14 protein-coding genes are annotated in these 12,335 nt (G+C 37.3%); 5 read left to right on the top strand and 9 right to left on the bottom strand.

Annotated features, from left to right (window positions below; all coding sequences use genetic code 11):
• Window positions 1-44 precede the first annotated feature (44 nt).
• The 5 genes from PI85_RS04185 to PI85_RS04165 all read right to left on the bottom strand — a co-directional run bounded on the left by PI85_RS04185 (window position 45) and on the right by PI85_RS04165 (window position 3,536).
• Entirely contained in the window at window positions 45-494 is a 450-nt protein-coding gene (locus tag PI85_RS04185) for a helix-turn-helix transcriptional regulator (protein ID WP_025116018.1), read from the bottom strand.
• Between the two features lie 129 nt (window positions 495-623).
• Entirely contained in the window at window positions 624-1,028 is a 405-nt protein-coding gene (locus PI85_RS04180) for a hypothetical protein (protein WP_036127117.1), read from the bottom strand.
• Between the two features lie 97 nt (window positions 1,029-1,125).
• Entirely contained in the window at window positions 1,126-2,466 is a 1,341-nt protein-coding gene (locus tag PI85_RS04175; protein WP_036127115.1) for a hemolysin family protein, read from the bottom strand.
• Between the two features lie 32 nt (window positions 2,467-2,498).
• Window positions 2,499-2,882: a MerR family transcriptional regulator gene (locus tag PI85_RS04170; RefSeq protein WP_080709138.1), complete on the bottom strand. Its 384-nt coding sequence runs from the start codon at window positions 2,880-2,882 to the stop codon at window positions 2,499-2,501.
• Between the two features lie 162 nt (window positions 2,883-3,044).
• Complete coding sequence (locus PI85_RS04165) at window positions 3,045-3,536, bottom strand: hypothetical protein (RefSeq protein ID WP_233301485.1); 492 nt, start codon at window positions 3,534-3,536, stop codon at window positions 3,045-3,047.
• A gap of 197 nt (window positions 3,537-3,733) precedes the next feature.
• Between PI85_RS04165 and PI85_RS25010 the strand changes: the two genes are divergently transcribed.
• Window positions 3,734-3,862 carry a hypothetical protein gene (locus tag PI85_RS25010; RefSeq protein ID WP_008178349.1) on the top strand — a complete coding sequence of 43 codons (129 nt, stop codon included), beginning with the start codon at window positions 3,734-3,736 and terminating at the stop codon, window positions 3,860-3,862.
• A 124-nt stretch (window positions 3,863-3,986) separates the two neighbouring features.
• Here the strand turns inward: PI85_RS25010 and PI85_RS04160 are convergent, their stop codons facing one another.
• From PI85_RS04160 to PI85_RS04145, 4 genes are all read right to left on the bottom strand, one after another.
• The gene (locus PI85_RS04160; protein ID WP_036127109.1) at window positions 3,987-4,559 is read right to left on the bottom strand and encodes a nucleotidase; all 573 of its coding nucleotides are present in this window, start codon (window positions 4,557-4,559) and stop codon (window positions 3,987-3,989) included.
• Between the two features lie 12 nt (window positions 4,560-4,571).
• Window positions 4,572-5,687 carry a flavodoxin-dependent (E)-4-hydroxy-3-methylbut-2-enyl-diphosphate synthase gene (gene ispG, locus PI85_RS04155; protein ID WP_008178346.1) on the bottom strand — a complete coding sequence of 372 codons (1,116 nt, stop codon included), beginning with the start codon at window positions 5,685-5,687 and terminating at the stop codon, window positions 4,572-4,574.
• Window positions 5,688-5,783: 96 nt separating this feature from the next.
• Window positions 5,784-6,125: a hypothetical protein gene (locus PI85_RS04150; RefSeq protein ID WP_036127107.1), complete on the bottom strand. Its 342-nt coding sequence runs from the start codon at window positions 6,123-6,125 to the stop codon at window positions 5,784-5,786.
• A 52-nt stretch (window positions 6,126-6,177) separates the two neighbouring features.
• A complete protein-coding gene (locus PI85_RS04145) occupies window positions 6,178-6,696 on the bottom strand; it encodes a DUF1189 family protein (RefSeq protein WP_008178344.1) in 519 nt (172 codons plus the stop codon).
• A 193-nt stretch (window positions 6,697-6,889) separates the two neighbouring features.
• Here PI85_RS04145 and PI85_RS04140 point away from each other — a divergent pair, with 193 nt between their 5' ends.
• The 4 genes from PI85_RS04140 to PI85_RS04125 all read left to right on the top strand — a co-directional run bounded on the left by PI85_RS04140 (window position 6,890) and on the right by PI85_RS04125 (window position 12,290).
• The gene (locus PI85_RS04140; RefSeq protein WP_036127105.1) at window positions 6,890-8,521 is read left to right on the top strand and encodes a Na/Pi cotransporter family protein; all 1,632 of its coding nucleotides are present in this window, start codon (window positions 6,890-6,892) and stop codon (window positions 8,519-8,521) included.
• A gap of 66 nt (window positions 8,522-8,587) precedes the next feature.
• On the top strand, window positions 8,588-9,067 hold the full coding sequence (locus PI85_RS04135) for a DUF456 domain-containing protein (protein ID WP_036127103.1): 480 nt from the start codon (window positions 8,588-8,590) through the stop codon (window positions 9,065-9,067).
• Window positions 9,068-9,241: 174 nt separating this feature from the next.
• Entirely contained in the window at window positions 9,242-9,847 is a 606-nt protein-coding gene (locus PI85_RS04130) for a superoxide dismutase (protein WP_008178341.1), read from the top strand.
• A gap of 238 nt (window positions 9,848-10,085) precedes the next feature.
• Window positions 10,086-12,290, top strand: coding sequence for a penicillin-binding protein 2 (locus PI85_RS04125; protein ID WP_036127101.1), 2,205 nt, complete (start codon window positions 10,086-10,088; stop codon window positions 12,288-12,290).
• Window positions 12,291-12,335 lie beyond the last annotated feature (45 nt).

The raw sequence follows: 12,335 nt of genomic DNA, 5'->3' as shown, positions 1-12,335 counted from the left end.
TACTGCTTCTACTATTAGGAAGGAGTCTATTAGATGGAGGAGGGTTACATCTGTAGCTTTTCCCATGCTTGTTTAGCTACTTGTTCATCAAATGTTGAGATTAGACGAAAATTATTATTGTCTAAAATGCGGAAATGAAGGCTAATGATATTTTGCTGTAGTCGGAACCCTCCATGTTCATGTATATTTTTCCACCATATGTATCCACCCATTGTTTTATCTTTAGGCTGCAATGTTCCATTATTCGCAATCAAATCCACTACCTCTAATGGTTCACCGCCTAGCTCGTGTTGCAAAATAGTACTGTCACGACACAAAGTACAGACGGCAACAGTAGTTGTCCATCCCGCGAGAATACGCCCCTTTTCAATTTGGACAAGTGTTTTTTTAGATAGTCCAAGTAAATCACTCATTTGATCCTGGGTAAAAGCTTTTTCAGTACGGATTAATTTCAGTTTTTCTGAAATGAGTGTGATTAATTGTTCACGATTCATTCTAAACACCCCTTTTTTTCAGATTATTAAGTCCCATTATACATGAAAGTCAAGAAGCATGTTTTTGTTTCAGCTGGGAAGGGAGGTGAAAAGAAAACAGACTGTCCAAAATGAACAGTCTGTGAGAGGTTAAATTTCATATTTTTTCGTATCAGAAATGACACGGAAATGGATGCCTTTTATTTGGGCACTTACTTTATGACGGAGTGTGTCAATATCGACTAGCTCCTCTTTACTTTGAACGCACTCAGCGATTTGCTGTAATAACTTTGTAAAGGCTTCTTTAAATAAAGAGCGCATATTATCGAAATCTAGGCTACGAAAGCTGCCATCTATATCAAATGCTTCTACAGAATTTAACTGCTTAGAGGCACCTGCAAAACGATCGTCGTACACTGTGTAGTTTTCATCTGTTACGACGATAATATATAATACTTCGCCTGTAATTGTTTTTAATTCAATATTTGTTTTATGTTTTTTTACGTCGGTAATAATGTGTATACCATCTGAATGATATAGTTTAAATAATGTCATGTGTATAGCCCCCTGAAACTAGAATCATATTCCTACTCTCATTATAGCTTGAAATGGCTAATAATGGAATAACGAAAATGGTTTCAAAATAATAAGGTTAGGGCTGTACCTTTGTAATGAAGGACGCCGGTGCACTAATTCGTAGAGGTCGAACCTCGATATAATGTATCTGATGTCCTTGTTGTTCATAAATACTGAAGACATAGGAGTCAAGCTCAATATTTGCGGATGCTTTTATCCCATTATTCACGGATAAGAACCAACCACCTAATGTTTCCACTTCCTCGGCTTCTAATGTTATATTTAGTAAATTTTCTACATCTTCAACAAGCATCTTTGCATTTAATATATAATGGTTTTCTGTGATTTTTCGAATATCTGCAATTTCATCATCGTCAAATTCATCACGAATTTCACCAACAATTTCTTCTAAAATATCTTCAACGGTTACGAGACCTGATGTCCCACCATATTCATCCATTAAAATGGCCATATGAATACGTTCTTTTTGCATTCGTACAAGTAATTCTTGAACAGGGATAGTTTCAATCACACGAATAACTGGATTAATGAAATCTTCAATGACTAATGTCTCGTCTGTAAGCTTTTCAAGTAAACCGTGTGTAAACAATTCCTTTGCATTGATAAACCCTAAAATATTATCGCGGTCGCCATCATAAATAGGGTAACGCGTATATTTTTCAGCGGCAAAATGATGGATGATAGTTGTAAACGAGTCATTTCGTTCAATCCCAACAATTTCTGTTCGAGGAACCATGATTTCACGAGCAATACGTTCGTCAAACTCAAAGACGTTATTTACATATTTAAGCTCTGTTTTATTGATTTCACCACTTTTAAAGCTTTCAGACAGTAATAGTCGCAGTTCTTCCTCCGTATGAGAAAGCTCATGCTCACTTGCAGGCTTCATACCGAAAAAACCAATCAAAACGCGTGCAGAGCCGTTCAAGAACCAAATAAATGGGTACATGATTTTGTAAAAGAACATAATCGGCTTTGCAAAAAGTAGAGTAATTGTTTCCGCTTTTTGAATAGCTGCTGTTTTCGGGGCTAGTTCGCCGACAACAACATGTAAGAATGTAGCGATAGCAAAGGCTGTACCAATAGTAAAGATCGTCATATATTTATCTGAAATTCCGATCATTTCGAATAGTGGGTGAAGCATAAATTCAAACGTTTTTTCACCAACCATACCGATACCAAGAGCGGTTACTGTAATCCCTAATTGACAGGCAGATAAATATTCATCTAAATGATCGACCACTTGCTTGGCAGCAATGGCTTTTGTATTTCCCTCTGCAATAAGCTGATCAAGTCTTGAGGAACGAACCTTTACAATTGCAAACTCTGTTGCCACGAAAAAACCTGTTAAAGCTAATAATATGGTAAAAATCGATAAGTTTATTATGGTATCCAAATAGTCGTTCTGTAAAAACAGAACGTCACCTCCTAATTATGAATAAGTAAAAGTAAGGATTGCATTAATGCAATGCTTTCAGGTGAAACATTTTTTTTAATAGTTTCAATTTTTTTATCATCTTGCTGGTTCATTTGTTCTAGTAGAGACGCTACATCATGCTCTAAATCTTGCATTTTTAAACGAAGCGTTTGTACATCAATCTCTTCATAGGGTGTGATGTTTAATTCATGTTGGATTTCAACGAGTGAAAGCCCTTGTTGTTTGCGCTGTTCAATGAATTGAAGTCGTTCAATCATAAAGGGATCATAGTAGCGATAATTTGTTGCAGAACGTTCTGCAACCAACAAGCCTATGTTTGTATAATAATCGATTGTTCGTTTTGTAATGCCAGTTTTTTCAGCAAGCTCGCCAATTTTTAATTTCTCTGTCCCAATGCAAACACCTCCAAACCATCACGTTGTACTTTGATTATAACGTGATGGTTTTATTTTATTCAAATAAAAGCACCTAATATTTCAAAATTGTAAGACTTATTATAAAAAACGTTTCTGCCAGTTATCATGGCAGAAACGTTTTTAGTGTGTTGACAGTAAATAGGTATCATATAGGTGATGGAGTGCTTCTTCACCATTTTTTTGTAAGAGATTTTCATTATTAAAAATAACGGTCGTTGTAGTTTGAGAGCTATCAATTTTATCATCAATTATTTTGCATGTAACGTCCACAATGCCTGACTCAGCAAGCTTTTCTTTCAACTGATCATCCCATGGCTGATCAGAAAATAGTGGGGGTTGCCAAGTGCCTCTCACATGTAGCTCATTTTTTTCCGGGTCATAATCCCAGCGTATGTCACGTAAAATAGTTTTAAATAGGTCATTAACCGTGAAAGATGTATCTTTATAGTTAATGTCTATAGCGCGTATAGCATGTACATCTCGACTTACTGCACTAGCCGCGGAGTTTGCCGCTGTGTTGATGCCAGAAGCTGCATCTTTAATTTCAGATAATCGATCACCACAGCCTGTCAGTAGTACGCAGATGCAAGTCATACAAGCTAATTTTGTCATCCATTTCACAAGTAGTCCCTCCAGTCTAGCAAGTTGTTACTACTATCTTATCGAAAAGAAAAATACGAAGAAAGGGCATGAAAGCGGTAGATTGTGACGGTTTTGCAACGATGCGACCTCCACTCGATTGTTCGTCATTTGGGAGTATAGAAGTATGAAAATTTGGTGAAAAACAAGTAGAAAGGGAGCGGTTTGTGATGAAAATTAATGATGAAATTCTAGATCGATTAGGAACTTATTTTGTTTATCATGCCGTCTACGATAATTATGGCATTACCTTTGAAAACTTTGTGGAGCGTTGGATACGAGGCATTCTGGAAGTATAGTGAAAAAATTAGCAGATCTATCGTCAAACGAATTTGTTTGAACGGCTTCTGCTCCAAGCCTTACCATCCGCTGGTGGCAAATAAAAGAGTCGTGTTCTTTATCTGAACACGACTCTTCAGTATATTATTTGAAATGATTTGTGATAAATTGATTGGCTTCTTGCCAGTTATATACCCTTACAACATTGTCAGGGACAGCAAGACGGTTATAAGGCGTATCAAATAACACGACAGGTATTTTTAGCTCCTCTGCCAGCATAACCGCATTATCGTGCTTATCCTCAAAGAAAGCTTCTACATGATGCTTTTTAGCAACTGCTAATTTATCATGGCTCCCTAAAAGTTCGATATGATCATAAGGGATAGCCTGAGTTTTAAACCAATTCATTGTAATGTCTGCTACATTTTCGCCTCGTGCCGAAATATAGTAGAGCTCATAAGAATTTTGCCAAGCAGTTAGAATGCTTTTTGCATCTTTTGCCACTTCCGACACTTCGTACATATACGGCTCGTTTTCTTTAAACCATATGTTAAAGGCACTTCGATCAATAGGGTGTGGAAAGGCTGATAAAAAATCATACTCACAAACATCATCAAGCGTAATATTTACGTTGTATTGTTTATTAATATGTGGGATGAGTGTACTTGGACATGTTACAGTCCCATCAATATCAATACCAAAGCGGGGCTTTTTCATGCTAGTACCTCCTTAGGCATTCGCTTTTTGTGCTTCTTCTGCTGCGCGCTTTTCTTCCATCTCTGCCGCTAATTTATCAATTTCTTTTTTTAACTCTTCAACCATTGTTTCTTCAGGGACTTTACGAACAGTTTTCCCCTTCATGAATAACAAGCCCTCACCACGTGCACCAGCAATACCTATATCTGCTTCACGTGCTTCACCAGGACCGTTTACCGCACAGCCTAATACTGCTACTTTTAAAGGTACCTTCAATTTAGAAATATATTCTTCTACTTCATTCGCAATGGAAATTAAATCAATTTCAATGCGTCCACATGTTGGACAAGAGATTAATGTTGCCATATTAGAAGCTAGACCAAAGGATTTTAATAGTTCACGTGCTACTTTTATTTCCTCAACAGGGTCTGCTGAAAGTGAAATACGTAATGTGTTACCAATTCCTTTTGATAGGATGGCTCCAAGTCCAGCCGCTGATTTTACAGTACCAGCAAACAGTGTACCTGATTCTGTAATACCTAAATGTAGCGGATAATTAAAAGCCTTAGCTGCTTTTTCATAGGCTTCAATAGCAAGATTTACGTCAGATGCCTTCATCGATACAATAATATCGTGGAAGTCCAAGTCTTCTAAAATTTTAATATGGTGAAGAGCAGACTCAACCATACCATCAGCAGTTGGATAACCGTATTTTTCTAAAATATGACGCTCTAATGAACCAGCATTTACACCAATACGAATTGGAATACCTTTTGCTTTAGCTGCATTCACGACAGCCTCCACTTTTTCTTTACGACCAATATTACCTGGGTTAATACGTACTTTATCGATACCATTTTCAATGGCTTTTAATGCTAATCTATAGTCAAAATGAATATCAGCTACTAATGGAATATGGATACGTTTTTTGATTTCGGCAATTGCATCTGCAGCACGCTCATCTGGAACTGCAACACGAACTATTTGACAGCCTGCTTCTTCAAGTCGAAGAATCTCTGCCACTGTTGCATCTACATCATGTGTTTTTGTTGTACACATACTTTGAATGAATAATTCATTACTACCACCAATTGTTAAGTTACCGACACGTACAGGACGTGTATTTGTACGGTGACAAATTTCACTCATTAACTTTCTCTCCTTTTCGGGCCACTATTTTCAGCCGTCACTGTCATTTATTTTAGCAGTGTAAGAAAATAAGGACAAGGAAGAAACGCTAACTTTTCATTTTCCGCATTTGTTTTCGAATTCAAACGTAAGAGGAAGCTTAATATTTCCACCGGGAATCAATTCCTGTAATTGTAAGTGTGGGTTTAAGTTGTAAAATAATTGTAAGCGTTCTGGGAATGTCATAGGAACTTTTGCAGGGTGTAAGGCAAATAAACTATGAATAGTATCTCCTTCAATAGTTTGTACGGTGATATAATTTGGCTCACGTTGCTGTTCACATTGACTGTTAGTACTTTTTGTTTGTAAAGCAGCAAGTGGGATCGATCCCTCGGTTAAATCAACTTTCACGACAAAAGCGATGACAATTATGATAGCTGTTAAGATGAATGCCCGCAAAAAAATCCCTCCTTTTCTACACTATATTTAGAAGAGGGGGGATTCATGCACATTATTTTGAAATTGGTTGTTTTGGATATTTTGTAAAGGCCACAATTAATAGAACGATCGTCAATAATAAAGAAAAAACAGAGATAATCGTACTGTTAATCGGTAAATATTCTGCTAGCATCGACAATAATGTCGCCCACGTAATGGCAAACGTTGTTGTCCGCCATATATGACGGTATTCACCGCGACGTTTCATCACTTTTAAGATAAATAAACCGGCTAAGGCATAGAGAGCAATCTGTGCAAAAATCAGCATGGTTGTAAAGACAAAAAGCATTAAGAACGTAAACGGATATAAGAGCCATTTAATGCCATCTATGTATTCAGTTAAACCATTTAAACTGTTCATATCAATCGTATCAACAGACATACCCGCTGCAAATCTACCTAAAGAGAATACGGTTACAAGGGTAATGAGCAGAAAAGTATATTGAATAACTTTTCCAATAGGTAGTAAACGATAGGCTGCTAGTTTTTTAGGATGAATGAGACTATCGATAAATAGCTGTGAGTGTTTCATACTATATCTCCTCCAAACAATATATTAACATGTTCAAAGAGCATAGGGTATGAAAGAAGTATGATGAAGGGGGACTTGATGTTAAAATGTTAACATTATGTAAAGAAATTAAAGGATTTCTTTACTTTTTGTTTGTAATCAATTAAAGATTAGAAATAGAGTAGTAGAGACGTAGGAATTGGAGCGAAAACAATTGACAATAGATTGGCAAAGCATACTCTTTCAGTTTTTAGGTGGGTTAGGAGTCTTTTTATTTTCCATTAAATTTATGGGGGATGGGCTTCAAAAATCAGCGGATGATCGATTACGCGAATGGTTAAATCGCTTTACAACTAACCCCATCATGGGAGTTTTAGTAGGCATATTTGTAACAATTTGCATTCAGTCAAGCTCTGCAACGACAGTCATTACTGTAGGGTTAGTGAGTGCCGGGTTTTTAACGTTACGCCAAGCAATCGGCGTAATTATGGGAGCAAATATTGGTACAACCATTACAGCATTCATTATTGGTATTAATATTGGTATCTATTTTTATCCCTTATTAGCAATCGGGGCAGGCTGTTTATTTTTCTTAAAAAAAGCAACATATCAACATATTGGTCAAATTATATTTGGCTTTGGTGGCTTATTTTTAGGGCTAGAGCTAATGAGTGCAAGTATGCAGTCACTACATCAACTGGCAGATTTCGCATCACTAACGCTTCATTTAAGTAATCAACCCATTTTAGGTATATTTTTAGGTACCGTTTTTACCCTGCTTGTACAAAGCTCTACGGCCACAGTTGGTGTGCTTCAGGGCTTATATGCTGAGCATTTGATCGGATTGAACAATGCCTTACCAATTTTATTTGGTGAAAATATTGGTACGACGATTACGGCGGTATTAGCGTCACTGGGCGCTTCTATTTATGCAAAACGGGCAGCCGCTGCACATGTACTTTTTAATGTGATTGGTACGATTATTTTCATGATTTTTTTCACCCCATTTATGCAATATGTTCAATGGGTCAGTGGATTATTTCATTTAGAGCCTCGTATGCAAATTGCAATTGCTCACGGCTCATTTAATGTATTTAATATGATGATTCAACTCCCCTTTATTGCAGGATTGGCAGCATTAGTTACGAAATTGATACCAGGACATGATGGGCATATCAATGTCACAACTAAGCATTTAGATCCTTCTTTTATTGATTCCTCTCCAGCGATAGCACTTGGCCAAGCCAAAGAGGAAGTATTACGAATGGGAGAGCATGCTTTACGAGGCTTAGAAGAAACATTTCTATATATGAAATCAGGGGAAGCCGAACATATTCCTACAGTTTTACAATTAGAGGCCGGCCTTAATCATCTAGATAATGAAATTACCGATTATTTAGTAATGGTGTCTAAGCAGCCCTTATCTCGTGCAGACTCAGTAAGACATCATACATTATTAACAAATGTGCGAGACTTCGAACGAATTGGTGATCACTTTGAGAATATATTAGAGCTTTTACAATACAAGGATCATCATGAAGTGAGCTTAAGTAAGTCGGCACGCCAAGATTTAATTGGCATGTTTAGTTTAGCTATAGAGGCTGTCCGTAAAAGTATTGAGGCCTTGGATACGGCGAGCTTAAGTTTAGCTCAAGAGGTGACGGAGCTTGAAAGCTTGATAGACGATATGGAGGATAAACTTCGTCAGAAACATATTGCACGTTTGAATACGAATGAATGTAGTGGAGCGGCAGGGATTGTCTATATGGACATCGTAAGTAATCTGGAACGTATTGGTGACCATGCGGTTAATATTGCAGATTCAATTTTAGGTATTCGCCATTAACAAAGTGAAACCTTTCACTTTGTTTGTCCGTATGAAAGTCAATGTACGAAAAAGGAGAGAAACTTTATGGAAGTTGTTGGCTGGATTTTAGTAATAGCCTGCTTTATTATTTCATTTGTTGGTTTAGTCTATCCGATTATACCAGGTGTCTTATTTTTAGTCGGAGGATTCCTGCTATATGGCTTATTTTTCTCCTTCGCTGAGTTAAGCTGGTGGTTCTGGGTAATTGAACTTTTATTTGTAGTGCTGTTATTTGGTGCTGACACATTGGCCAATGCATTTGGCATTAAAAAGTTTGGCGGCTCCAATGCCGGAATGTGGGGAAGTACTATTGGATTATTAATCGGCCCATTTGTCATCCCTGTGGCTGGGATTTTACTTGGTCCATTTTTAGGGGCAGTTATCGCTGAATTAATTGTAGAGAAGCGAACATTTAGTGAGGCTGTGAAAAGTGGTATTGGCTCATTAGTAGGCTTTTTAACTTCTACTATTGCAAAGGCTGTCATTCAAATCGTGATGATCATTGTATTTTTTATCGCGATTTAATGTTTACACGTGAGGTTTAATGAATGGGACAACTGGGTAAGATAGTAAACGTATTGGTTTTTCAGTCAAAAGGCTGAAATCTTCTAAATGAAGTATTTTTCATTGAATGGTTTGACCAATTTTGATAATCTATTGATGTACTAAATATTTCTTATTTTAGGGAGGAACTTAACAATGGCTTACGAATTACCACAATTAACTTACGCTTACGACGCATTAGAACCACATATCGATGCAAAAACAATGGAAATTCACCATTCTAAACACCACAATACTTATGTAACAAACTTAAACGCAGCAGTAGAAGGTACTGAATTTGCAGAAAAAGACATTAACGATTTAATCGCAAACCTTGACGCTCTTCCAGCTGACAAACAAACTGCTGTACGCAACAACGGTGGCGGACATGCTAACCATACACTATTCTGGGAAGTAATCGCTCCAGGCGGTTCTAATACTCCAGTTGGCGAAGTTGCAAAAGCAATTGATGCGAAATTCGGATCTTTTGATGCGTTCAAAGAAGAATTTGCAAAAGCTGCTACAACTCGCTTCGGTTCAGGTTGGGCATGGTTAATCGTGGATGGTGACTCAGTTGCTGTTACTTCTACTCCAAACCAAGACTCTCCAGTAATGGAAGGTAAAAAACCAATTCTAGGCCTAGATGTTTGGGAGCACGCATACTACTTAAACTACCAAAACCGTCGTCCAGATTACATCGGCGGATTCTGGAACGTAGTAAACTGGGATGTAGTTGAAGCTAAATTCCAAGCTGCTAAATAATGACTGAATAGAGATGGCTATGCTATGGTGAGAAATCACTAAGGCATAGCCTTTTTTTATTGGATAAAAGTGTAAAAGAAATGGATAGAACAAATAGGGCAACCTTTCTACTTTAGATGCCGTCAAATAAATGATGTTTTCCGTAATAATTGTCAAGTGCATGCTTTCCTGTCAAACCTACGAATGGTATACTAAGTATCGTGTATTGAAATGAAAAAATATAAGGAGGGGAATACATATGCGCAAAGCACCAGGGAAAAATCGCGCAGCGAGTGTTAAAGCAAAACATCACTCTAATTTAACATTTCGTATGAATATCCTTTTCTTTGCAATATTTATCGTATTTTCAATGTTGATTTTTAGACTAGGTTATATGCAAATCGTGAAAGGGGAAGAGTATGTACGACTTTTAGAGAGTACAGAAGAAGTTCCTGTCAATACGAGTGTGCCTAGGGGGAGAATGTATGATCGTTACGGTCGTATTTTAGTAGATAATCACCCGGAAAATGCGATTACGTATACGAAAATGCAAACGACTACAACAGATGAAATGCTAAATATAGCTGAAAAGCTGGCACAATTAATTGAACAACCAACGAAACGCGTCACATTGCGTGATAAACAAGATTTTTGGATTATTAAAAATCATGACGCAGCCTACGAAAAAGTGACAAAGGCAGAAGAAGCTGAAATTCGAGCAAAAGAAAATATTACGACAAGTCAAATCAATGCAGAGATTGATAAACTAGTACGTGAACGCATTACGAATGAAGAGCTTTTGCAATTGTCAGAGAAGGATTTAGAAGTATTAGCAATCTTTAGAGAGATGACATCTGGTTATAATTTATCACCTCAAATTATAAAAAGTGAAAATGTCTCGGCAGAAGAATTTGCACGTGTCTCCGAGCGTTTAACGGAACTACCAGGAGTTAACACAACAACAGATTGGAAACGCGTAAAATTATCTTCTCTATCGATTCTTGGTCGTACAACTGTCCCAACAAAAGGGATACCAAAAGAAAAGCTGAATTATTATTTAGCCCGTGATTATTCACGAAATGATCGAGTAGGGGAAAGTTATATTGAGGCGCAGTATGAAGAGCTACTCCAAGGTCAAAAAACAGTTGTCAAAAATATTACCAATAAAAAAGGGCAGGTAGTCGATACTATTACAACTTATGAAGGTGAGCCTGGTAAAGATTTAGTTTTATCACTGGATAGTGAGCTACAGGCTGAAACTGAGAAGATTGTAGAAGAAGAACTGCTTAATTTAAAAGCTCTTCCTGGATCGTATTTATTAGATCGTGCCTTTTTAATTATGATGGACCCTAATACAGGAGATGTCCTATCTATGGTTGGAAAGAAAATAGAAAAGAATCCTGAAACAGGGAAAAGTGAAATTGTTGATTACGGATATGGAACATTTACGACAGCTTATGAGGCAGGTTCATCGATTAAGGGAGCAACAGTTCTTACGGGGTACAATCAAGACGTTATCTCGATGGGCACCTCTATGGGTGATGAACCGATTAAATTAGCAGGTACGGATTTTAAAAGTTCCATTTTTAACAGAAGCGGCTATGTGCCAATGAACGATTTAATGGCCCTGGAACGTTCTTCTAACTCCTATATGTTTAAAATTGCGCTATTAATCAATAAAACACCTTACAGCTATGGGATGCCATTACGTTTAAAGGATGATACATTCCCAAAAATGCGCAATAATTTTGCACAATTTGGGCTAGGTGTGAAAACAGGCATTGATTTACCAAATGAATTTAGTGGAGTGCGTGGTCCATCAGGTCCAACAATGGGTGGTAAAACATTAGACTTAGCGATTGGTCAGTATGACACTTATACACCTCTACAATTAGCACAATATATTTCAACCATTGCTAATGGTGGCTACCGTATTCAGCCACATGTTGTGAAAGAAGTTCGAGATCCATCACAGGATGGCAAGCAGTTAGGGCAATTAGTGACTGAAATAGGACCAACTATCCTCAATCAACTAGATAATCCTAAAGAAGAGATTGACTATGTAAAACAAGGATTACGTCGTGTATATACTGGATCATATGGGACGGCTCGTGGACAATTCTCAAATGCTCCATTTACAGCAGCAGGGAAAACAGGAACTGCAGAGGTAGTTTACTATGGTCCATTACGAGAACATTTTGGTACAAATACGATTACATTAACACATGTTGGCTTTGCGCCTTATGAAAACCCTGAAATTGCTTATGCAGTGGTTATTCCTTGGGCAACAACGAATATGAATCAACATTTAGTCAATAACAACCTTATTGCTAGACGTTCTCTAGATAAGTACTTCGAATTAAAAGCAAAATATGAAGCTGAAAAAGTAACAGATAGTAAAGTGAATCAGCCAATTTTACCAGCTACTACAGAGGAAAAAATTGGTGAGGATGAGCAACAATAAGAAAACCGCTAGGCACTGGGATGCCTAGCGGTTATTTTTTATGGA

Source organism: Lysinibacillus sp. A1 (assembly GCF_000801965.1).
In the GTDB taxonomy this organism is placed as follows: Bacteria; Bacillota; Bacilli; order Bacillales_A; family Planococcaceae; genus Lysinibacillus; species Lysinibacillus fusiformis.
The sequence above is the reverse complement of the archived record's forward strand: the minus strand, read 5'-3'. Positions and strand labels throughout refer to the sequence as shown.